The organism is Photorhabdus sp. RW14-46 (genome assembly GCF_963887965.1).
Lineage (GTDB): Bacteria > Pseudomonadota > Gammaproteobacteria > Enterobacterales > Enterobacteriaceae > Photorhabdus > Photorhabdus laumondii.
The window spans coordinates 1-22,838 of record NZ_CAWPHH010000027.1 but is presented as its reverse complement, the minus strand read 5'-3'; the positions used below and the strand labels follow the sequence as shown (position 1 = coordinate 22,838).

Annotated in this window: 23 protein-coding genes and 1 pseudogene; 15 read left to right on the top strand and 9 right to left on the bottom strand. The window is 43.5% G+C overall.

The annotated features are described in order from the left end of the window. Nucleotide 1 precedes the first annotated feature (1 nt). From murD to lpxC, 9 genes are all read left to right on the top strand, one after another. Nucleotides 2–1,312, top strand: a complete 1,311-nt coding sequence (gene murD, locus AACQ38_RS18070) for a UDP-N-acetylmuramoyl-L-alanine--D-glutamate ligase (RefSeq protein WP_113024657.1) — start codon at nt 2–4, stop codon at nt 1,310–1,312. Beyond that, complete coding sequence (gene ftsW / locus AACQ38_RS18065; protein ID WP_011147818.1) at nt 1,312–2,505, top strand: cell division protein FtsW; 1,194 nt, start codon at nt 1,312–1,314, stop codon at nt 2,503–2,505. Before murD ends, ftsW begins: the two co-directional genes overlap by 1 nt. After that, entirely contained in the window at nt 2,502–3,569 is a 1,068-nt protein-coding gene (gene murG, locus AACQ38_RS18060; RefSeq protein ID WP_165578746.1) for an undecaprenyldiphospho-muramoylpentapeptide beta-N-acetylglucosaminyltransferase, read from the top strand. The genes ftsW and murG overlap by 4 nt, the downstream gene beginning before the upstream one ends. A 55-nt stretch (nt 3,570–3,624) precedes the next feature. Continuing rightward, on the top strand, nt 3,625–5,100 hold the full coding sequence (gene murC, locus AACQ38_RS18055) for a UDP-N-acetylmuramate--L-alanine ligase (protein ID WP_011147816.1): 1,476 nt from the start codon (nt 3,625–3,627) through the stop codon (nt 5,098–5,100). Then, nucleotides 5,093–6,013: a D-alanine--D-alanine ligase gene (locus AACQ38_RS18050; protein WP_165578745.1), complete on the top strand. Its 921-nt coding sequence runs from the start codon at nt 5,093–5,095 to the stop codon at nt 6,011–6,013. The genes murC and AACQ38_RS18050 overlap by 8 nt, the downstream gene beginning before the upstream one ends. Before the next feature lies 1 nt (nt 6,014). Then, complete coding sequence (ftsQ, locus tag AACQ38_RS18045; RefSeq protein WP_165578744.1) at nt 6,015–6,821, top strand: cell division protein FtsQ; 807 nt, start codon at nt 6,015–6,017, stop codon at nt 6,819–6,821. Nucleotides 6,822–6,862: 41 nt separating this feature from the next. Continuing rightward, nucleotides 6,863–8,119 (top strand): cell division protein FtsA, encoded by a 1,257-nt coding sequence (gene ftsA, locus AACQ38_RS18040; RefSeq protein ID WP_011147813.1) that lies wholly within the window; start codon nt 6,863–6,865, stop codon nt 8,117–8,119. Between the two features lie 62 nt (nt 8,120–8,181). Beyond that, a complete protein-coding gene (ftsZ, locus tag AACQ38_RS18035) occupies nt 8,182–9,342 on the top strand; it encodes a cell division protein FtsZ (protein WP_011147812.1) in 1,161 nt (386 codons plus the stop codon). Between the two features lie 98 nt (nt 9,343–9,440). Further along, nucleotides 9,441–10,358 carry a UDP-3-O-acyl-N-acetylglucosamine deacetylase gene (gene lpxC, locus AACQ38_RS18030; RefSeq protein WP_011147811.1) on the top strand — a complete coding sequence of 306 codons (918 nt, stop codon included), beginning with the start codon at nt 9,441–9,443 and terminating at the stop codon, nt 10,356–10,358. A 127-nt stretch (nt 10,359–10,485) separates the two neighbouring features. On the opposite strand, the gene AACQ38_RS18025 is transcribed toward lpxC, so the two are convergent. Further along, on the bottom strand, nt 10,486–11,013 hold the full coding sequence (locus tag AACQ38_RS18025; RefSeq protein ID WP_011147810.1) for a DUF721 domain-containing protein: 528 nt from the start codon (nt 11,011–11,013) through the stop codon (nt 10,486–10,488). A gap of 32 nt (nt 11,014–11,045) precedes the next feature. On the opposite strand from AACQ38_RS18025, the gene secM reads away from it, so the two are divergent. The 3 genes from secM to mutT all read left to right on the top strand — a co-directional run bounded on the left by secM (nt 11,046) and on the right by mutT (nt 14,878). Then, on the top strand, nt 11,046–11,570 hold the full coding sequence (gene secM, locus AACQ38_RS18020; protein WP_058589403.1) for a secA translation cis-regulator SecM: 525 nt from the start codon (nt 11,046–11,048) through the stop codon (nt 11,568–11,570). An 83-nt stretch (nt 11,571–11,653) separates the two neighbouring features. Then, on the top strand, nt 11,654–14,365 hold the full coding sequence (gene secA, locus AACQ38_RS18015) for a preprotein translocase subunit SecA (protein WP_165578743.1): 2,712 nt from the start codon (nt 11,654–11,656) through the stop codon (nt 14,363–14,365). A gap of 120 nt (nt 14,366–14,485) precedes the next feature. Then, the gene (gene mutT / locus AACQ38_RS18010; RefSeq protein ID WP_058589401.1) at nt 14,486–14,878 is read left to right on the top strand and encodes an 8-oxo-dGTP diphosphatase MutT; all 393 of its coding nucleotides are present in this window, start codon (nt 14,486–14,488) and stop codon (nt 14,876–14,878) included. Nucleotides 14,879–14,916: 38 nt separating this feature from the next. On the opposite strand, the gene yacG is transcribed toward mutT, so the two are convergent. The 7 genes from yacG to nadC form a co-directional block, all read right to left on the bottom strand. Continuing rightward, a complete protein-coding gene (gene yacG, locus AACQ38_RS18005; RefSeq protein WP_011147806.1) occupies nt 14,917–15,114 on the bottom strand; it encodes a DNA gyrase inhibitor YacG in 198 nt (65 codons plus the stop codon). Between the two features lie 30 nt (nt 15,115–15,144). After that, nucleotides 15,145–15,897, bottom strand: a complete 753-nt coding sequence (zapD, locus tag AACQ38_RS18000; RefSeq protein ID WP_011147805.1) for a cell division protein ZapD — start codon at nt 15,895–15,897, stop codon at nt 15,145–15,147. Beyond that, entirely contained in the window at nt 15,890–16,513 is a 624-nt protein-coding gene (coaE, locus tag AACQ38_RS17995) for a dephospho-CoA kinase (RefSeq protein WP_058589400.1), read from the bottom strand. The genes zapD and coaE overlap by 8 nt, the downstream gene beginning before the upstream one ends. 91 nt (nt 16,514–16,604) lie before the next feature. Next, on the bottom strand, nt 16,605–17,804 hold the full coding sequence (hofC, locus tag AACQ38_RS17990; RefSeq protein WP_058589399.1) for a protein transport protein HofC: 1,200 nt from the start codon (nt 17,802–17,804) through the stop codon (nt 16,605–16,607). A 2-nt stretch (nt 17,805–17,806) separates the two neighbouring features. Continuing rightward, nucleotides 17,807–19,249: a type II secretion system protein GspE gene (gene gspE / locus AACQ38_RS17985; protein WP_011147802.1), complete on the bottom strand. Its 1,443-nt coding sequence runs from the start codon at nt 19,247–19,249 to the stop codon at nt 17,807–17,809. A gap of 167 nt (nt 19,250–19,416) precedes the next feature. Then, a complete protein-coding gene (ppdD, locus tag AACQ38_RS17980) occupies nt 19,417–19,839 on the bottom strand; it encodes a prepilin peptidase-dependent pilin (protein ID WP_165578741.1) in 423 nt (140 codons plus the stop codon). Nucleotides 19,840–20,036: 197 nt separating this feature from the next. Further along, entirely contained in the window at nt 20,037–20,927 is an 891-nt protein-coding gene (nadC, locus tag AACQ38_RS17975; RefSeq protein ID WP_011147800.1) for a carboxylating nicotinate-nucleotide diphosphorylase, read from the bottom strand. A gap of 377 nt (nt 20,928–21,304) precedes the next feature. On the opposite strand from nadC, the gene AACQ38_RS17970 reads away from it, so the two are divergent. The 3 genes from AACQ38_RS17970 (at nt 21,305) to AACQ38_RS17960 (ending at nt 22,540) form a co-directional block, all read left to right on the top strand. Continuing rightward, nucleotides 21,305–21,427: a hypothetical protein gene (locus tag AACQ38_RS17970; RefSeq protein WP_255562350.1), complete on the top strand. Its 123-nt coding sequence runs from the start codon at nt 21,305–21,307 to the stop codon at nt 21,425–21,427. Continuing rightward, nucleotides 21,424–22,278: a beta-lactamase regulator AmpE gene (gene ampE / locus AACQ38_RS17965; RefSeq protein ID WP_113024671.1), complete on the top strand. Its 855-nt coding sequence runs from the start codon at nt 21,424–21,426 to the stop codon at nt 22,276–22,278. Before AACQ38_RS17970 ends, ampE begins: the two co-directional genes overlap by 4 nt. Before the next feature lie 121 nt (nt 22,279–22,399). Next, nucleotides 22,400–22,540 (top strand): hypothetical protein, encoded by a 141-nt coding sequence (locus AACQ38_RS17960; protein ID WP_165578739.1) that lies wholly within the window; start codon nt 22,400–22,402, stop codon nt 22,538–22,540. Here the strand turns inward: AACQ38_RS17960 and AACQ38_RS17955 are convergent. Next, nucleotides 22,537–22,838: pseudogene (locus AACQ38_RS17955) on the bottom strand (hypothetical protein); the annotation flags it as partial. The gene AACQ38_RS17960 and the pseudogene AACQ38_RS17955 overlap by 4 nt on opposite strands.

The following is a 22,838-nucleotide window of genomic DNA, read 5'->3' as shown; positions in this document are numbered from 1 at the left end:
CATGGCGGATTATTTGGGTAAAAAAGTCGTCATTATCGGGTTGGGGCTGACGGGTCTCTCCTGTGTTGACTTTTTTATGGCACGAGGCGTGATCCCTCGTGTGATGGATACTCGTACGGCACCACCCGGCAAGGATAAACTGCCCGATGGTGTTGAGTGTCACAGTGGGAGCCTGAATGCTGACTGGTTGATGGATGCTGATTTGATTGTCGTAAGCCCGGGCATTGCCTTGGCAACGGCGGAATTGCAGGCTGCGGCTAATGCAGGTATTGAAATTGTTGGTGATATCGAGTTGTTTTGCCGTGAAGCAACAGCCCCGATAGTCGCCATTACCGGTTCTAATGGTAAAAGTACTGTTACCAGTCTTGTCGGTGAAATGGCGAAAGCGGCTAATTGGCAGGTGGGTGTTGGCGGTAATATTGGCCTACCTGCATTAGAATTGTTGAAGAAATCTTGTCAGCTTTATGTCTTAGAGCTCTCCAGTTTCCAGTTGGAAACTACATATAGCCTGAACGCAACAGCCGCCGCTGTGCTTAATGTAACTGAGGACCATATGGATCGTTATCCTCAGGGGGTATCTCAGTACCGGGCGGCTAAACTGAGGATTTATCATCAGGCGAAAAGATGCATTGTGAATGCTCAAGATCCCCTGACACTGCCTGAAATGGGTATGGATAGCCGTTGTGTCAGCTTTGGTGTCGATTGTGGTGACTACCAGCTTGATAGTGAAAATGCTTTTTTGAAAGTTCACAACCAATCACTGCTGGCGACAAATGAAATTAAGCTGACTGGACGACATAACTACGTCAATGGGTTGGTTGCATTGGCTTTAGCTGATGCGGTTGGTATTCCTCGTGAAGCCAGTTTGGCAACATTGACGGTTTATCCGGGGCTTGACCATCGTTTCCAGCTTGTTCGTCTGAACAAAGGAGTGCGTTGGATTAACGATTCTAAGGCGACCAATGTTGGCAGTACGATGGCGGCGCTCGATGGTCTGAATCTGGAGGGAACGCTTTATTTGCTGTTAGGTGGTGATGGCAAGTCGGCAGACTTTTCTCCGCTTAAACCTTTCCTTTGTGGGAATAAAGTTCAGCTTTACTGCTTTGGTCGAGATGGAAAACAGTTGGCGCAACTACGCCCGGAAATAGCGACATTGACCGAAACTATGGAACAGGCGATACGTGATATTGCTCCGCGTCTGGTGGCTGGCGACATGGTGTTGTTATCTCCTGCTTGTGCAAGCCTTGATCAGTTTCGTAATTTTGAACAGCGTGGTCATGAGTTTACCCGTTTGGCAGAGGAGTTGGGCTGATGTCTATTCCGGGATTCAGTAGATTAAAAGACTGGGTTATTGGTGGCCGTGAAACTGATGCCACCAATATGGTGTTGTATGATCGCACACTGGTTTGGCTGACACTCGGATTGGGAATTATCGGCTTTGTTATGGTGACATCAGCATCGATGCCGGTTGGGCAGCGTCTTGCAGAAGACCCGTTTCTGTTTGCTAAGCGTGATGCAATTTATCTCTTGCTGGCTTTCGGGTTGTCATTGATCACATTGCGTATCTCGATGGATTTCTGGCAACGCTATAGCAATCTGATGCTGCTTGTTTCCGTTATTTTGTTGCTGGTTGTCCTGGTGGTGGGAAATTCAGTCAATGGGGCATCGCGTTGGATTGCCATTGGGCCTTTGAGAATTCAACCTGCTGAGTTATCGAAACTTTCTCTATTTTGCTACCTCGCCAGTTATTTGGTGCGCAAAGTAGAAGAAGTGCGGAATAACTTTTGGGGATTCTGTAAGCCAATGGGTGTGATGGTCGTGTTAGCGGTGTTACTTCTGGCTCAACCCGACTTGGGGACAGTGGTTGTACTGTTTGTAACAACGTTGGCAATGCTATTTCTGGCCGGGGCAAAGTTATGGCAGTTTCTAGCAATTATTGGTTCAGGGGTATTCGCGGTGGTTTTGTTAATCATTGCTGAACCTTACCGTATACGCCGTGTAACTTCCTTTCTGGATCCTTGGGAAGATCCATACGGCAAAGGTTACCAATTAACGCAATCTTTGATGGCTTTTGGTCGTGGGGAATTTTTAGGGCAAGGACTAGGAAATTCAGTCCAGAAACTGGAATACCTGCCGGAAGCACATACTGACTTTATTTTCTCTGTTTTAGCAGAAGAATTAGGTTACGTAGGTGTGGTTTTGGTGTTGTTAATGATATTCTTCGTCGCTTTTCGCGCAATGACGATAGGTCGTCGCGCATTACAGATGGATCAGCGTTTTTCGGGTTTTCTGGCTTGTTCGGTGGGTATTTGGTTTAGTTTCCAAGCTCTGGTTAACGTTGGGGCCGCCGCAGGTATGTTACCGACTAAAGGTTTGACTTTACCTTTGATTAGTTACGGTGGTTCAAGTTTGCTGATTATGTCGACAGCTATCGTATTGCTATTAAGAATTGATTTTGAAACACGCTTGGCAAAAGCTCAAGCGTTTGTAAGGAGCCCCCGATGAGTGGCAAAACCCGGCGTTTGATGGTGATGGCAGGTGGAACTGGAGGACATGTTTTCCCAGGGCTGGCTGTCGCTCATCATTTAAAAGATCAGGGCTGGGACGTTCTCTGGTTGGGAACAGCGGATCGTATGGAAGCCGATTTAGTGCCAAAACATGGCATTGATATTGAATTTATTCAGATTTCTGGTCTGCGAGGTAAAGGGATCAAAGCATTGTTGGCTGCCCCGGTCCGAATTTTCAAAGCAATCCGTCAGGCAAAGGCGATTATGCGTCGCTATCAGCCAGATGTCGTGCTTGGCATGGGAGGATATGTTTCTGGTCCCGGTGGCATTGCTGCGTGGATGTGCGGTGTTCCGGTTGTATTGCATGAACAGAATGGTATTGCCGGGCTGACAAACCGGTGGCTGGCTAAAATCGCTACGACTGTTTTACAAGCATTTCCCGGCGCATTTCCAAAAGCGCCCGTTGTTGGTAATCCTGTTCGCGAAGATGTGTTGGCACTGCCTATACCTGAACAACGTTTGACAGGGCGTGAAGGTCCGATTCGGGTTCTGGTTGTTGGTGGCAGTCAGGGGGCGAGAATTCTTAACCAGGCAATGCCTGAAATTGCTGCCCGTATGGGTGATAAAATTACTCTTTGGCATCAGACAGGCAAAGGGGCTAAAGAAAGTGTTCAGAATGCCTATGACAATTCAGTTAAATGCGAACATAAGATTACTGAATTTATTGACGATATGGCACAAGCTTATGCCTGGGCTGATGTGGTGATTTGTCGTTCTGGCGCGTTGACGGTTAGTGAAGTGTCAGCGGCGGGATTACCCGGGATTTTTGTGCCATTTCAGCATAAAGATCGTCAGCAATACTGGAATGCGTTACCTCTAGAAAAAGTTGGCGCAGCGAAAATACTGGAGCAACCCCAATTTACAGTTGATGCAGTAATCGAATTATTAACTCAGTGGCAACGGCCACAATTGCTGGAAATGGCGGAAAAAGCCCGTTCAGCAGCAATTGTTGATGCAACTGAGCGAGTATCGGCGGCATTGATCGATGCAGCAAAAAAATGATTTAGACCGCCTTAAAAGGGGCGGTGAAGCAAACATATATAGCGAAGAAGAAAACGTGAATACACAACAACTGGCGAAATTAAGAGCTTTCGTGCCTGAGATGAGAAAAGTCAGGCACATCCACTTTGTTGGCATTGGTGGTGCTGGCATGGGGGGGATCGCCGAAGTGTTGGCTAATGAAGGTTATCAGATTAGTGGATCTGATTTGGCACCAAACCCGGTAACTCGGCAACTGACTAAATTGGGCGCTCAGATTTATTTTAATCATCGTCCTGAAAATATACTGGATGCCAGTGTTGTTGTGGCTTCAAGCGCAATCTTGGCGGATAACCCGGAAATTGTTGCTGCTCGTGAGGCCCGAATTCCGGTTATTCGCAGAGCAGAGATGTTGGCAGAACTGATGCGCTACCGTCATGGTATTGCTATTGCCGGGACTCACGGTAAAACGACAACAACAGCGATGATTTCTAGCATCTATGCACAGGCTGGTTTAGATCCCACTTTTGTTAATGGTGGTTTAGTTAAAGCAGCAGGAACGCATGCTCGTCTTGGCAGTAGCCGTTATTTAATTGCGGAAGCTGACGAAAGTGATGCTTCTTTCTTGCATTTGCAGCCGATGGTGGCGGTCATTACGAATATCGAAGCAGATCATATGGATACCTATCATGGTGACTTCGAAAACTTGAAACAGACGTTTATCAACTTCTTGCACAACTTACCTTTTTACGGGCGTGCAGTCATGTGCATTGATGATCCGGTTGTCAAAGAGTTAATTCCTCGTGTTGGTCGCTATATCACGACGTATGGTTTTAGCGAGGAAGCGGACGTACGTATTACCCATTATCAGCAAAAAGGTGCTCAGGGATATTTTACTGTTAGTCGTCAAGATATGGCGGATCTGAAAGTCGTATTGAATGCACCGGGTCGCCATAATGCGCTGAATGCGGCGGCGGCAGTGGCTGTTGCGACTGAGGAAGGGATTTCTGGCAGTGATATTTTGGCGGCGTTGGCAGGTTTTCAGGGAACCGGGCGCCGTTTTGATTTTTTGGGGAATTTTTCTCTGGAACATGTTAACGGCAAAGGTGGTAGCGCAATGTTGGTTGATGATTATGGTCATCATCCAACGGAAGTGGATGCAACCATTAAAGCCGCTCGTGCTGGTTGGCCGGATAAACGGATTGTGATGATATTTCAACCTCATCGTTATACCCGAACCCGTGATTTGTACGATGACTTTGCCAATGTATTGAATCAGGTAGATGTATTGCTGATGTTGGATGTTTACTCTGCGGGTGAAGTGGTTATTCCGGGAGCAGATAGTCGTTCGTTGTGCCGTACTATCCGTAGCCGCGGTAAGTTAGATCCGATTTTGGTCTCTGATCCGGCAAAAGTGACCGCTGTGTTGGCACAGGTGCTGGATGGTCATGATTTAATTCTGGTTCAAGGGGCCGGCAATATAGGCAAAATAGCGCGTAATCTGGCTGAAACAAAATTACAGCCATCTTTGAATGAGGAAAAACACAATGGCTGAGAAAGTCGCGGTACTGTTGGGAGGAACTTCCGCTGAGCGTGAAGTTTCGCTGTTATCGGGACAAGCCGTGTTGGCTGGATTGAGAGAAGCGGGTATTGATGCACATCCAGTTGATACAAAAGATTTTCCTGTGACTCAACTTAAAGAGGCCGGATTTGAGAAAGTTTTTATCGCGCTTCATGGGCGTGGTGGGGAAGACGGTACTTTGCAAGGGGTATTGGAATTTTTGCAGTTACCCTATACCGGTAGTGGCGTGATGGCCTCTGCACTGTCAATGGATAAATTGCGTACAAAACAGGTATGGCAGGGAATTGGGTTGGCTGTTTCGCCGTATGTTTCAATTAATTCTCAGCAAGTTGAACGATTGACTGATTCTCAACTCCAAGAATATGTAGCAGATTTAGGTTTGCCATTAATTGTTAAGCCAAGTCTGGAAGGTTCCAGTGTTGGTATGACTAAGGTTAATGAGATTTCGGAGTTGCGTGGTGCATTAGAGGCTGCGTTTCGTTATGACGTTGACTTGCTGGTCGAAAAATGGTTGCACGGCCCGGAATACACAGTAGCCATCCTTGGTGATACGGCTTTACCTTCTATTCGTATTCAACCCGCTGCTGTTTTTTATGACTATGATGCAAAATATTGGTCTGAAGAAACACAATATTTTTGTCCAAGTGGCTTAAGTGATGAAAAAGAGCAGCAATTGGCAGAACTGGCGCTTAAAGCTTATCAGTCAGTTGGATGCAGTGGTTGGGGGCGAGTTGATGTCATGATGGATACTGATGGTGATTTCTATCTGTTGGAAGTGAATACCTCTCCGGGGATGACCAGCCACAGCTTGGTGCCGATGGCTGCGCGTCAGGCTGGATTAAGTTTTTCACAGTTGGTGGTAAAGATTTTGGAGTTGGCTGATTGATATGTCTCAAGCGGCCCTGAAAGTGAGGGGACGGGATAATGAAAGTAGCAGTTCCCGTCCTAGTAACGGCTCTTACCTGGCAGGGCTTATCTTCTTCCTGATGGTACTTGGGACCATTATTTGGGGAGGTTTGGCCGTCCTTAACTGGATGAAAGATGCTAACAGATTGCCTATTTCAAAACTGGTGGTAACGGGTGAGCGTCACTACACGACCAACGATGATATCCGGCGGGCAATTTTGTCATTAGGGCAACCGGGAACTTTCATGACGCAGGATGTGAATATCATTCAGCAACAAATTGAACGGATGCCGTGGGTAAGGCAAGTCACTGTCCGTAAACAGTGGCCTGATGAACTGAGAATTCATCTGGTAGAATATGTTCCTTATGTGCGCTGGAATGACACACAGATGCTGGATGCCGAAGGTCAGGTATTCAGCATTCCGGCTGAATGGGGAGCTAAAGGGTATTTTCCGATGCTTTATGGCCCACAAGGCAGTGAAAAAGAAGTCCTTGATGGTTACCGGGCCATGACTAAACTTCTCGCTGCCAATAAACTGAAATTAAAATCGGCGGCAATGACTGCGCGTCGTTCCTGGCAACTGACTCTGGATAATGGTATCCAGCTAAAGCTGGGAAGAATGGATACAACAGGCCGTATTAAACGTTTTATCGAGCTTTATCCGCTGTTACAGCAGAACACAGAGAAAAGGGTAGATTACGTGGATTTGCGTTATGACAGTGGTGCCGCGGTAGGTTGGGCGCCTTTACCCATTGGTGATCCTAATGCTCCGGTCAAAAGGCAATAAACAATTACTGGCAATAATTATATGAGGCAGGCAGAACAACGATGATCAAATCGACGGACAGAAAATTAGTAGTTGGCCTAGAGATTGGCACAGCAAAGGTATCTGCCCTTGTTGGTGAAATTCTGCCCGATGGTATGGTTAATATTATCGGGGTGGGAAGCTGTCCATCCCGCGGTATGGATAAAGGCGGTGTAAACGACCTGGAGTCGGTTGTTAAATGTGTACAGCGGGCTATCGATCAGGCTGAATTGATGGCAGATTGTCAAATTTCCTCTGTTTATCTGGCGTTATCTGGAAAACATATCAGTTGTCAGAATGAAATCGGGATGGTTCCTATTTCCGAAGAGGAAGTTACTCAGGAAGATGTAGACAATGTTGTTCATACTGCCAAATCAGTTCGTGTACGTGATGAATACCGAATACTGCATGTTATTCCGCAAGAATATGCTATCGATTATCAGGAAGGTATTAAAAATCCGGTGGGGCTTTCCGGTGTGCGTATGCAGGCGAAAGTTCACTTGATTACCTGTCATAATGATATGGCGAAAAATATTGCAAAAGCGGTTGAACGCTGTGGTTTGAAAGTCGACCAGCTTATTTTTTCCGGGTTGGCTGCCAGCTATGCTGTTTTGACCGAAGACGAGCGTGAATTGGGCGTTTGCGTGGTAGATATTGGCGGCGGGACGATGGATATTGCGGTGTATACCGGCGGAGCGTTGCGTCATACCAAAGTTATTCCTTATGCCGGTAACGTTGTCACCAGTGATATTGCTTATGCCTTTGGTACGCCACCAAGCGATGCAGAAACGATAAAAGTACGCCACGGTTGTGCACTAGGTTCGTTGGTCAGCAAAGATGAAAGTGTGGAGGTACCTAGTGTCGGTGGACGCCCACCACGTAGCTTACAGCGTCAGACGTTGGCTGAAGTCATTGAGCCGCGTTACATCGAATTACTGAATTTAGTGAATGATGAAATCTTGCGATTGCAGGAACAGTTACGCCAGCAGGGGGTTAAACACCATCTGGCGGCGGGTATTGTCTTGACTGGCGGTGGTGCTCAGATTGATGGTTTGGCTGAATGTGCTCAGCGTGTGTTCCATGCTCAGGTGCGTATCGGCCAACCTCTTAATATTACTGGTCTGACGGACTATGCGCAGCAACCCTATTATTCAACAGCGGTAGGGTTGCTGCATTACGGAAAAGCCTCTCATCTTAATGGTGATGCGGATATTGAAAAACATGTTTCAGTGAGCCGTTGGTTTAAGAGAGTCAGTAGCTGGCTGAAAAAAGAGTTTTAATTTTATACAGAGGCTGAGTTTTTTTAGTCTCGATATAAAGGCACAAAGCGGAGAGAAACTATATGTTTGAACCAATAGAATTAACCAATGACGCGGTGATTAAAGTCATCGGCGTCGGCGGTGGCGGCGGTAACGCTGTTGAGCACATGGTGCGTGAACGCATCGAAGGTGTTGAATTCTTTGCAGTAAATACGGATGCCCAGGCATTGCGTAAAACTGCTGTCGGCCAGACTATCCAGATTGGTAATGGTATTACTAAAGGTTTGGGGGCTGGGGCAAACCCGGAAGTTGGTCGTACTGCTGCTCAAGAAGATCGTGATGCATTGCGCACCGCACTTGATGGTGCAGATATGGTATTTATCGCTGCCGGTATGGGTGGTGGTACTGGTACTGGCGCAGCACCTGTGGTAGCTGAAATTGCAAAAGAGCTTGGGATTCTGACAGTTGCTGTGGTGACTAAGCCTTTCAATTTCGAAGGTAAGAAGCGCATGGCGTTTGCCGAACAAGGGATCACTGAATTGTCTAAGCATGTAGATTCATTGATTACTATCCCTAACGACAAACTGTTAAAAGTGCTTGGCCGCGGCATTTCACTACTGGACGCTTTCGGCGCAGCTAATGATGTTTTGAAAGGTGCGGTTCAGGGTATCGCTGAACTGATCACGCGTCCAGGTCTAATGAATGTTGACTTTGCTGATGTGCGTACCGTGATGTCCGAAATGGGCTACGCCATGATGGGTTCCGGTATTGCGCAGGGCGAAGATCGTGCGGAAGAAGCTGCTGAGATGGCGATATCCAGCCCATTGCTGGAAGATATCGACTTGTCAGGCGCTCGTGGTGTTTTGGTTAACATTACTGCTGGCTTTGATCTGCGTTTGGATGAGTTCGAAACAGTGGGTAACACGATCCGTGCATTTGCATCTGATAATGCAACTGTCGTGATCGGTACCTCTCTGGATCCAGACATGAATGATGAGTTGCGGGTGACTGTGGTTGCCACGGGTATTGGTATGGATAAACGTCCTGAAATTACGTTGGTTACCAATAAATCTTCTCAGTCAAGCGTAATGGAACACCGTCATCAGCAAATGTCTGGCGGTATGTCTTCATTGTCTGAAGAAAATAAACCAGCAGCAAAAGTGGTGAATGACCAAAGCGTACAAACGAGTAAGGAGCCCGATTATTTGGATATTCCTGCATTTTTGCGTAAACAGGCCGATTAATAGCTAAAAAATTGGATTCTCCGCTTTTTGTGCTAAACTTGCCCGCCAATCATAGTGTATAGTGATTGGCAGGATGGATAATATTGCGAGATAAAACGATGATCAAACAAAGGACACTTAAACGTATTGTTCAGGCGACTGGTGTCGGTTTACATACCGGTAAAAAAGTCACACTAACAATGCGCCCAGCACCGGCTAACACCGGGGTCATCTATCGCCGTACTGACTTGAATCCACCGGTTGATTTTCCGGCAGATGCAAAATCCGTGCGTGATACTATGCTCTGTACTTGCCTGGTAAATGAGCATGACGTGCGAATCTCAACGGTTGAGCACCTGAATGCAGCGCTTGCGGGGTTAGGTATCGATAATATTATTATCGAAGTTGATGCGCCAGAAATTCCCATTATGGATGGTAGTGCCAGCCCATTTGTTTTCCTGCTGCTGGATGCGGGTATTGAAGAGCTGAACACATCTAAAAAATTCCTGCGTATTAAGGAAACCGTGCGCGTTGAGGAGGGTGATAAGTGGGCAGAGATGACACCTTATAATGGTTTCAGTCTGGATTTCACTATTGATTTCAATCACCCTGCGATTGATTCAAGCACTCAACGTTACTGTCTGGATTTCTCGGCAGAGGCGTTTGTTCGTCAAATCAGTCGTGCACGTACATTTGGCTTTATGCGTGATATTGAGTACTTACAATCTAAAGGGTTGTGTTTAGGTGGCAGCTTTGATTGTGCGATTGTTGTTGATGACTATCGTGTGCTTAATGAAGATGGCTTGCGTTTTGAAGACGAATTTGTCCGCCATAAAATGCTGGATGCAATTGGTGATCTGTTTATGTGTGGCTATAACATCATTGGCGCATTTACTGCGTTCAAATCTGGTCATGCGTTGAACAATAAACTATTGCAGGCAGTTCTGGCGCAAGAAAGTGCATGGGAGCTGACTACTTTCGAAGATGAAGCTGAAATGCCATTGGCTTTTCGTGCTCCATCAACTGTAATGGCATAACTCTCTAGTATGCTGATAATAATTTAATGATATATCAGTGGGTTATGTTATCAGTGATTTTATTTTCGCTGATGTTTTTTACTCGGCGTTAGCACTATTCAGCGTTAGCACTTAAATTTATTTAGCGTTATCGCTTAGTCGTTTTAGCTGTACTGGCACTCTCTCCGGCCAGTGCAGCTAGTCGTTCTAATCTTTCCTTCAGCTTTTTTGGACTACGGTTCGCTAGCGTTATTAATTCTTTCGCACTCTCTTGACTTAACTGACGTGTCGGTAAAGTTTTATGATCATCTCTCATCGTTTTTGCGAAGCTCTGCGCACTATTGCCATGCTTAATCATGAGTGATGGGTTAATCCTGATGTCGATAGATGACAATGATGGTAGAATTCCGCTTCTTAGTGTAGAAAGCAGCGTTGGCAGCTCGTAACGTAATCTGGTCATCCAACTGGCGTTTCCTGCTTCCAGTACCAGAATTTGTTTGCGATAATTAGCGACTCGGCACCACGGATGTAATTGTGCGGGAAGCAAGCTGATAACGGCACGGTTAAGTTTTAACAAAGCGACGGCACGTTGCTGGATAACATGAAGCGGGCTTTTCTCAACGGCGGCGGCGTCTTCAAAAAGAACATCTAATGATTGTGGGCGGCTATCGCGCATAATGAAAGTAGCTCCGGTATGATGAAGGATTAATGGGTATTCTAAATCTTTGGCGACAATTTGGCAGACGTTATTTCTGGTCACATCTGTTATTAGGGGTGGTTGCGGCAAGTATTGGCGTTCCTACCATTTTAGCGGGTGTTACCGATAATATCTCACAAGCTAATACCTCGCCTAGTCAGAGCTGGCAAAATCAGGCTTTATCGGCTTTTGATAATCTATTTTCATTGCAGAATGTTCAACACCAGCCAGCCAATGGCGTTAATTACTGGCAACAACATGCTGTACGTAACGTGATCAGACAGCTTTCTTTTGCTTTTTCTATTTCGCAGCCTATGAGCGATGAAACAGCAAAACAAAGTATCCGGTTAAGTTCTTCCAATATTCAGCAGCTTGTGCTGGAAACCCTGAATACACTATTAATTCGGGAACCTAAGCCACCTGAACCGGTTTTAGATATACCGTTCCTGAATGTTGCATCACAATCTTCTTATATTCTGACGCTTTGGATTGCTAAAGCCCAAGGTATCCGTGCAGGTCCTACTGCTTACCTCTGAATCTTCGTTTTTTTACAAATTTTCGAAATAAATAACTATTTGCTGGCTGCGAAATAACGGCCTTATCTGAGATGTAATTAACTATGCTGATTAAATTATTAACAAAGGTTTTTGGTAGTCGTAATGACCGTACATTGCGTCGTATGCGTAAAGTTGTTGATGTCATCAACCGCATGGAGCCAGAGTTTGAAAAATTGTCTGATGATGAATTGAAGGGTAAAACTGCCGAATTCCGTGCCCGTTTAGAAAAAGGCGAATCGTTGGAAAATCTGTTACCTGAAGCATTTGCAACAGTACGTGAAGCAAGTAAGCGCGTGTTTGCTATGCGTCATTTCGACGTTCAGTTACTGGGTGGTATGGTTCTGAATGAACGTTGTATTGCGGAGATGCGCACTGGTGAAGGTAAAACACTGACAGCGACTTTGCCTGCTTATTTAAATGCATTAACTGGGCGTGGTGTTCACGTAGTCACTGTGAATGATTATCTGGCGCAGCGTGATGCCGAAAATAACCGCCCACTGTTTGAATTTCTGGGATTGAGTGTTGGTATTAACCTGCCAGGTATGCCGGCACCCGTTAAACGCCAGGCATATGCTGCGGATATTACCTATGGTACTAACAACGAATATGGCTTTGACTATCTGCGTGACAACATGGCATTTAGCCCGGAAGAGCGTGTTCAGCGTAAGTTACATTATGCGCTAGTGGATGAAGTTGACTCCATTCTAATCGACGAAGCACGGACGCCATTGATTATCTCTGGCCCTGCTGAAGATAGTTCTGAGCTTTATATCAAAGTCAATAAGTTGATCCCTAAATTGATTCGTCAGGAAAAAGAGGATTCAGAGACTTTCCAGGGAGAAGGCCATTTTTCTGTCGACGAAAAGTCCCGCCAGGTTAACTTGACGGAACGCGGTTTAGTTTTGGTTGAACAATTACTGTCAGAAGCCAGCTTGATGGAAGAAGGTGAATCCCTATATTCGCCAACCAATATCATGTTAATGCACCATGTTACAGCCGCACTACGTGCCCATGCACTGTTTACCCGTGATGTTGACTATATCGTGAAAGATGGTGAGGTCATTATTGTTGATGAGCATACGGGCCGTACTATGCAGGGGCGTCGCTGGTCTGATGGATTGCATCAGGCTGTTGAAGCTAAAGAAGGTGTAGAAATTCAGAATGAAAACCAAACCCTAGCTTCAATTACCTTCCAAAACTACTTCCGGTTGTATGAAAAACTGGCGGGTATGACCGGTACGGCAGATACAGAAGCGTTTGAGTTTAGCTCTATTTATAAGCTTGATACCATTGTGGTTCCGACAAACCGTCCAATGATCCGTAATGATTTGCCAGATCTGGTTTACATGACCGAAGCTGAAAAAATTGAAGCTATCATTGAAGATATCCGCGAACGTACCGGTAAAGGGCAGCCGGTATTGGTGGGGACTATTTCTATTGAAAAATCTGAACTGGTTTCCCGTGAACTGACTAACGCGGGTATCGAGCACAACGTACTTAACGCCAAATTTCATGCAATGGAAGCGGACATTATTGCTCAGGCAGGTCAAGCGAGCGCGGTAACCATTGCGACTAACATGGCGGGTCGTGGTACAGATATTGTGCTAGGCGGCAGTTGGCAGGCAGAAATTGCTAAGCTGACCGAGCCAACAGAAGCTCAGATTGAAGAGATTAAAGCTGCATGGCAGGAACGTCATGATAGGGTTCTGGCGGCGGGTGGTTTGCATATTATCGGTACGGAGCGTCATGAATCTCGTCGTATTGATAATCAGTTACGCGGGCGTTCCGGGCGTCAAGGGGATGCGGGATCATCCCGTTTCTATTTATCAATGGAAGACTCACTGATGCGTATTTTTGCCTCTGATCGTGTCACTAGCATGATGCGTAAACTGGGTATGAAACCGGGTGAGGCGATTGAACATCCGTGGGTAACCAAAGCCATTGCCAATGCTCAACGTAAAGTAGAGAGCCGTAACTTCGATATACGTAAGCAATTGCTAGAATACGATGATGTTGCTAACGATCAGCGCCGTGCTATTTATGCTCAGCGTAACGACTTGTTGGATGTGAGTGATGTTAGTGAAACCATTGGTAGCATTCGTGAAGATGTATTTAAAGCAACCATTGATGCTTATATTCCCCCTCAATCTCTGGAAGAGATGTGGGATGTAGAAGGTTTGCAGCAACGTTTAGTGACTGATTTCGATTTAGAGCTGCCGATCAAAGAGTGGTTGGATAAAGAGCCTGAGTTACACGAAGAGACGTTGCGTGAGCGTATCCTTGAACAGGCTGTTGAAGTCTATAAACGTAAAGAAGAGATTGTTGGCATTGAAATGATGCGTAATTTCGAAAAAGGTATCATGTTGCAGACTCTGGATATGTTGTGGAAAGAGCATCTGGCAGCAATGGATTACCTACGTCAGGGTATCCATTTACGAGGTTATGCTCAAAAAGATCCGAAACAGGAATATAAACGTGAATCTTTCGCTATGTTTGCAAACATGCTGGAATCGCTGAAATATGAAGTGATTAGTACATTGGGCAAAGTTCAAGTGAGATTGCCGGAAGAAGTAGAGGCATTGGAGCAACAGCGCCGGGCGGAAGCAGAACGCTTGGCAAAGCAACAGCAATTAAGCCATGAGGTTGAAAAAGGCGCATTGATGTCTACAACAGAAGCTCAGATTGCTAGTGGAGCTCGTAAAGTAGGACGTAATGATCCTTGTCCTTGTGGATCGGGTAAAAAATATAAACATTGCCACGGGCGCTTGCAGTAACGATGAAAAGGCGGGAAACCGCCTTTTTACTCTGTTAGTTTTAAGTGAGCAACGTCAACGTTGGATATAGTATTTGGTTGTTGAGCAATCAAAAAGAAGAGATAAAGAAGTAAGAGTAATATGGAAAAGAAACACCTACATATAGCCGCTGGGATTATCAGAAATACGCAACATGAAATTTTTATTACTCAGCGTCATGCTGATGCCCATATGGGGGGGTTCTGGGAATTCCCAGGTGGGAAAGTTGAGCAAGAAGAAACGCCTGAACAGGCTTTAATACGTGAGTTACAGGAAGAAATTGGTATTACAGTTATTCATTATGATCTGGTAAAAACGGTTGAACATGATTTTCCTGACAGGTTGATTACCCTGTATTTCTTCTTGGTGGATGAATGGGAAAATGAGCCTTTCGGTAAAGAAGGGCAACTTTCTCGGTGGGTATTACAGAAAGATTTAATTGCTGATGAATTCCCGCCTGCTAACCGCAGCATTGTTGCATTACTTACCGCTTGAGTTGTCAATAGCCGCATTATTAATAACGCGGCTATTTATTATTGCTCAGGTTGTCCACTCCAATCATCACTATCAGAGTTTTCACTTTGGCTTGGTATCCGCTTCTCTTCATTTGCCCACTGGCCTAAGTCAATTAATTGACAGCGTTTACTGCAAAATGGGCGATATGGGCTTATTTCTCCCCAAACCACAGTTTTACCACATGTTGGGCATTCAATCGTGAGTAATTCAGACATAATAATTTTCCTGATAATTAGTTCGTAATATTAGCAGCATGCCAATTCAAATGGTAAATGAGCAGGCACGGAGCCTTTTTCACTATCCAATGGTAAAAAACGGATAGCAAAGCGGGTCTTATGACCGGAAATTTGGGGAAACAATAAAGGGGTTAATGGCAAACGTAATCTCAGTAAATCTGCGCCTTCTGCTGTATTCTGATGGAAACCGTTTTTACTGATTTCTGAACGAAAAATAGCAGATTGGCGGATGAGTTCTAAAATACTGTCCAGGGCTTGTTGGAGAGGTAGCAAACTATCAATCCAGAATGCGACCATTTTATCTCTTTCTGATTGTGGTAAGTGAAGCCATAGATGTAGGGTGGGTAGATCAAAACCACAACAACCACTGGGAATACTGAGGCGCTGGCGCACTAGGCTGATAATTTTATCTTCTTTAAGGGATTGCCCTAATCGTGGTGCTTTACTTAATGCAATAGCCCGCTCTTTCAATTTTAATCTGAAACTATTGACGATATTTATATCAACATCGGGTATTTCAGCCCATTGTTTTAATTTTGCCTGTTGACGTTCTAATTCTTTTAGCAATTCTGAACGTACTTCTCCTCGTTCTAGCACTTCAAGTAACTCAGTTATTGTGCGGAAAAAGGCGAGGCTGCTTGCCAGTGAGTTTAAATGGCGTTGACTTGTGAGTTGTTGTAGGGAAGATTCAATTCTCAACCATGCTCGCATTTTTTCATTCAGTGGATGTTCAAAAATGATTGTAGAAGTTGTGTCACTCATCATGATTGTCCTGTCTGGCTGATTCAGCTAATCTTAAGTATTGTTGATGTAATTCGGCAACACGAGGAGTAATTGCCTGTACGTTATCATGATTTGAGATAATGTCATCGGCATAAGCCAGTCTCTCGCTACGGGATGCCTGTGCCGCCAAAATATTTTCAATTTGTTGGTAGTTAATACCATCACGAGTGGCTACCCGGCTGATTTGTATTTCAGGTGAAACGTCAACGACTAAAATCCGATCTGCCAGATGCCTTAAATTATTTTCGACTAATAATGGAATAACCCAAATAACATAAGGTGCTATTATCTGTTCTAATTGCCGTCGGGTTTCTTGATGTATTAGAGGGTGAAGAAGTTGATTAACCCACTGTTTTTCTTGATTGTTTGTGAATATTTTCTGGCGTAACAGTGCTCGGTTAAGGTTACCATCGGGTGTCAATATGTCATGACCAAAGTGTTCTGTGATGGCTTGTAGAGCGGGCGTTCCAGGAACAACGATTTCTCTGGCAATAATATCTGCATCGACAAGAGGAACACCAAGCGCAGCAAAAGCATTGGCGATAGTGGTTTTACCACTGCCAATTCCACCTGTGAGTGCAATAATATAAGTCATCCTATTCCTTAATATTACTTGATAATATTTCAGGATTGTAACCGAAAGGAGGCAGATGACCTAGAGACAAAGCTATGGAATCATTTTTACTTTAGGTGAGTATCGTACCTAGCTGAAAAATGGGTAAATACATTGCCAGCAATAGCGTACCGACAATAATCGCTATTATGACTATAAGTATTGGTTCTAGTAACTGTGTCATATTATCAGAAATCTCCAATGCTTGTTGTTGGTACCAATTAGCAAGATTTCCTAATAACAGTTCCAGATTGCCAGATTCTTCGCCAACACTGACAAACTGTTGACACAGAGCAGGAAAACAAGATTGTTGTTTCAGTGTTTCGCTCATTGGTACCCCTTGATTAATTTGAGCTCGTAAGAATTTAGTCGCTTGCAAAAATACCGGATGATTTATTGATGCAATAGCACTGTCTAACCCTGCGGTGAGTGTCAGGCCGGCTTTTTGTGTCATAAACAGAATATGGAAAAGTTGTCCTAATTGCTGACAACTAATTAATTTTGCAATAACGGGTAAACGTAACATTAGATTTTTTTCACGAATAATCCATATTGTATGGCGTTGACGTAATTGTAGATAAAATAGAAGCAGTAGAATTAATCCAATAACACCATAGCCACCGTATTGAATCAGCCAGTTGGAAGTGATTAATAAACTGCGGGTGAGCAGAGGAAGTTGTGCATCAAATGAATGATAAATATGTTCAAATTCAGGTAAAACAAAAATAAGCATCAATAAAATAATGATGCTGGCAACAATGGTAATAATCAGAGGATAACGCAGCGCTTTTGTTATTTTCTTCTGTAACTTATCTTGTTGCTCCTGTTGTTTAACCAATAATTGACAGCAGACTTCTAATTGCCCGGTTAACTCACCAACAGAAATAAGTTGACAAAATAAAGGTGGGAATAGAAATGGATAATTTTTTAATGAGGAGGAAAATGATTCTCCACGGGTAATTTTCTTGCTAATATCTAATAATACACAATGCCATAATGGATGAGCGCATTCGCGAATAAGAATATTGAGGCAATTCAGTAATGGCATTCCTGATGATAATAGTGTTGCCAATTGACGAATGAAATTCAAACGGTAGGCAATTTGTTGTTGATGATAAAATATCAATTTTTCACATTTTATATTATAAGGTTGCAATCCAGAATGAATAAGCTGCTGATATAAAGCTTTCCTGTTATCACATAGTGATTTCCCTTTTGATATTTCGCCTTTGTTGTTCACTGCTTGCCAATTATAAATATAATGAATTTTCATTACTATTCCTGACCTGTGACTTGATAAATTTCTTCTAATGTCGTGATGCCTTGTTCCACTAATAAAATACCGGATGAAAGTAAAGTGTCTTTTCTTTGAGCCATAATGGTGTTTTGAACATTTTTAGGATTCTGTTCTGATAATATTTGTTGAATATCATAAGTTATTTCTAAAAATTCATAAATAGCCGTTCGGCCATAATAACCGGAGAAACAATGTTCACAACCAACTGCTAACCATTGATTAATAAATAGAGAATTGTTTTCAATATTAATAACGGTTTCTTCTGTTTGTTGTTTACGGCAATGAAGACATAATTTTCTGACAAGTCGTTGGGCGATAATTAATTTGATACAAGAAGCAGCCATATAACCTGAAATACCCAGATTTTGTAGGCGCGATAATGTATCTATGGTTGAATTAGTATGCAATGTAGAAAGAACCAAATGACCTGTTTGTGCCGCTTTTACTGAAATTTCGGCTGTTTCGCCATCACGTATTTCTCCCACCATAATGACATCAGGATCTTGGCGTAGTAATGCCCGTAATACTTTGGCAAAATTGAGCTCGATTTTGCTATTAGTTTGTGTCTGATTAATGCCATTCAGTGGGATCTCGACGGGATCTTCTACACTGCAAATATTCTTTTTATTCTGATTCAGATATTGTAAGCAGCTATATAAAGTTACGGTTTTCCCACTACCCGTTGGGCCAGTCACTAAAATCATTCCTTGTGGTAATGCGAGTTTTTGTCGGAGCTGATTTAATAATGGGTCAGGAATACCTAATTGATCTAACGATAATTGCTGCATTGTATTTAATATTCTAAGCACAACTTTTTCTCCGTGTATGGTTGGCAAAGTTGCCATACGGATAGCATAGTTGTGTCGGGTGTCAAACCAATCAAATTGTCCATCTTGAGGTAACCGTTTTTCAGCAATATTCAATTTCGCCATTATTTTAAGGCGTGCGGCAATGCTTGCATTCATTTGATAAGATGGCGAAGACAATAAGTGTAATGAGCCATCAACTCGGATACGGATACGGTAACCTTGTTGGAATGGCTCGAAATGAATATCGGATGCACGCCGTTGAATTGCAGTTAATAAAGTTTGATTAATAAGTTGAATGACGGGGGCATCATTTTCATCTGTATTGATATCAGTTTTAAGTGGTAATAGAGAGGATTCTTCCTCTGGTACATGACTCAGTGAAATATTTTGATGTAATACTGATTCGATCCTTGCCAGTGGCCAAATTTCTACATTAACAATACATCCGGAAATAAAGCGTAATGCTGATAATAAATCATCATTGGGTAATTCGCTGCTGGCAATTGTTATCGTATTATCATCTTTTTTTATCACAACAGATTGGTGGCGTTGACAAATATCATGAATTTCTTTTTCCATTAATGTATTTTCCGTTGCTGAAAGTGAGTTCATTATTGCTTCCTGTGTAAGTGTGTATTGATATACCCGTCATCTTTCAAGTTGTCTCTTTGTTAGCTGCACTCGCTCACCCCGGTCACATAGTTATCTATGCTCCCGGGGATTCACTCCTTTGCCGTCGCGATGCATCTTGAAATCCATAGGGTATAAGGGTTAATGAATTAAAATTCAAATATTTCCTGACAACGACTTTTTAATGAATTGTTTGTCGATTCACATTTAATATTCCATTTAATTATACCTGTTTGTGTATTTTTTGTCGGCTTTAATGTAACACTGAGGTTTTTAAGACTCTGTTTACCGTTAATGGTAACTTCCCCATTTTTAACTGAAATGTTATCGATATATCTGCTGTTATGTTCTTTTGGAATTGACACTGCTCCTGCATTGCAACCATTGAAATCTTCAGTTTCAAAACCGCAAAGTTCTATACCTGATTTATAAGGTACAATATTTTGTAGTATATCTGTTAAAGCGGCTTTCTGGATATATCCTTGATAACTAGGAATACCAATGGCACTTAAGATGGAAATGATAGCAATAGCAACCATGATCTCCATTAAAGTAAATCCTTGTTGTTTCATATTTTTTCTCCGTGTTGTGGTATTGCGATATAGAGAATGAAGGAAAGAGAAAAAAATGAAATAGGATATATGAAGATTATGGAATTGACTCGAAAAAGAATTTTTGGATTACAAGGTTTGCAAAAATATTTACGGTGGTGTTCGCAAATTTGTGAGTAACTAATTGCTGATTTACACCACCATCAATATAATTATTGCTAATTAAAGCGCATGGAGAGATCTAATGCTCTAATATGTTTGGTGAGTGCTCCAACAGAAATAAAATCGATGCCTGTTTCAGCATAGCTGCGCAAAGTATCCAGGGTGATATTACCGGATACTTCTAAAGCGACTTTACCTGATGTGATAGCGACGGCTTCTTTCATCATTGGAATAGTAAAATTATCTAGCATAATAATATCAACATTAGCTTTGAGTGCCAGAATGAGTTCATCTAGCGTTTCTACTTCGACTTCAACAGGGACATCAGGGTGAGAATAACGAGCTTTATCTACTGCCTGTTTAATAGAGCCATTGGCAATAATATGGTTTTCTTTAATAAGGAAAGCATCGAATAATCCGAGGCGGTGATTATTACCACCTCCACAAAGTACGGCATATTTTAAGGCGGTGCGTAATCCTGGTAGCGTTTTGCGTGTATCAAGTAATTGAGTTTTTAAACCGGTAAGGCAGTGAACATAATGACTGACTTCCGTTGCAACGCCAGAGAGAGTTTGAATAAAGTTAAGGGCGGTGCGTTCACCGGTCAGTAATATCTGTGCTGGGCCTCGTAATAGGCAAAGTTTTTGGTTGGCTGTAATTGCATCACTATCTTTGACTAACCATTCAATGGAGATCTGGTCGCCTAATTGAGTAAAAACTTCATTCAGCCATTGTTGTCCACAGAAAATGCCATCTTCCCGAGTGATAATGACTGCGGTGGCTTGTTTATCTGCGGGAATTAATTGGCCGGTAATATCAGCGGTGAAATTTGTATTTCCACCCAGATCTTCTTTTAGTGCGAGGGTTACACTGGCAGGAATGTCGTTTTGCAAGTGTTCCATAAGAACAGCACGGCGCTGATCCGTATTGCAATTTTGTTTTGTCATTAAAAAGCTCCAGAGGTGATAACAATATTGATGGTCTTAACATGCTACCCTGTTGCGTAGTGAACAACTACTATCTTGGTTTTATCATCTAGATTAAGGAAAAGAAAAAATGTGGTTGCATGATGAATTGAGTTAGAAAAATTCTTTCACACGATTTGTGCCCACAGGTGAGCAACTGTTTTATTGGTTATTCATCGTATTAGTTTGTCTCCGGGAAAGCTTTGTTGTATTGACACAATGGCTTATTAGGTAGACCCGGATATATACCCTATGGATTTCAAGATGGATCGCGACGGCAAGGGAGCGAATCCCCGGGAGCATAGGTAACTATGTGACCGGGGTGAGTGAGTGCAGCCAACAAAGAGGCAACTTGAAAGATGACGGGTATAAAAGAGCATATCACTGGCTATAATGATGTTGTTCTAGGAAGAAAAATTGATCTGGGACTTTATTTCGATTGGACACATTACCAGCAATTGTTACAGGAGCAGAAAGAATGACTCTCTTTATACTGTTGTTAGTGTTGGCGTGGGAACGAGTTTTTAAAATGGGTGACCATTGGCAATTGGAGCATCGTCTTGAGCCATTGTTTACCGGTATGAAATCCTTTTCGTTATGGAAAAGCCTGTTGATGACGTTAGCAGTCATGTTGATAACATGGTTACTGATTGAAATATTAAATGATTTTATGTTCGGTGTTCTTGAACTGGTGTTATGGGTGTTCATTTGTTTGCTGTGCATCGGAGCGGGGCGCTTACGGCATGACTATCGTGAATATTTTCGTACTGTTCATCAGGATAATAGGGAACAACAAAGGGAATATCTTACGCGTCTCGCAATTATTCATGGTTTACCCTCTGATGCCAGCAAAGAGAATATGTTGCGAGAGATACAAAATGCGTTGCTATGGATAAATTTTCGCTATTATCTGGCCCCGATTTTTTGGTTGATTGTGGCGGGTAAATTAGGTCCTGTTGCTTTGATGGGATATGGCTTTTTGAGGGCTTATCAGGGATGGTTGGCACAATATGGTACACCGGTTCAGCGGGCGCAATCGGGTGTTGACAGCTTGTTGCATTGGTTGGATTGGGTTCCTGCTCGTCTGGCTGGCGTTGCCTATGCTTTATTAGGGCATGGTGAACGGGCTTTACCGGCGTGGGTTGCTTCTCTTAGTGATTTAAGAACTTCACAATATAAAGTGCTCTGTCAGCTTGCTCAGTTTTCATTAAGTCGTGAACCCCATCTTGATTCAACTCAAACGCCTGTTGCAGCGGTGACGTTGGCGAAAAAGGTGACTTTTTCTATCATTGTTGTCGTTGCTTTACTGACGATTTATGGGGCGTTGGTTTGATTCGTTGTCTTAATGACTCTGATTTGTTCAGGTTTCATCAAATTAATCACTCTATACCCAATAGATTTCAAATTGCAGCGCGGCGGCAAGTGAATGCATCCCCAGGAGCATAGATAACTATGTGACTGGGGTAAGTGAAAGCAGCCAACAAAGCAGCAGCTTGAAAGATGAAGGGTATATAAGGAGTCGTTTGACTTACCTAGGGTTGTCAGGGCTAGCTTGTTGCAGCGCCTACCGGCGCTGCAACGATAGCAATAACTAAGCAGATGGGTCGACGAAGTTAACATCCGACCACACGGAAATGACCGCGACGGCTCTGGCTAGCCCTCCGGCGCCGTCAGTTTTCAACAGAACCGGTACCACAGACAGTTGCGTTGAAGCGGTATAACTGTCGTCCCCGAGCTTAACATATCTCGCTTCCGCCCCTGTACCTCGGTGCCCGGTACTGAGTGATAAGGGTTTATTGGCAAAATCGAAGAACGCGAAGGCGACCTGATCTATTGACGAGGCCAGCGCATGCGGTTTGCCCGGCACGAAGGGGCCATCGATCCGGTAGAGCA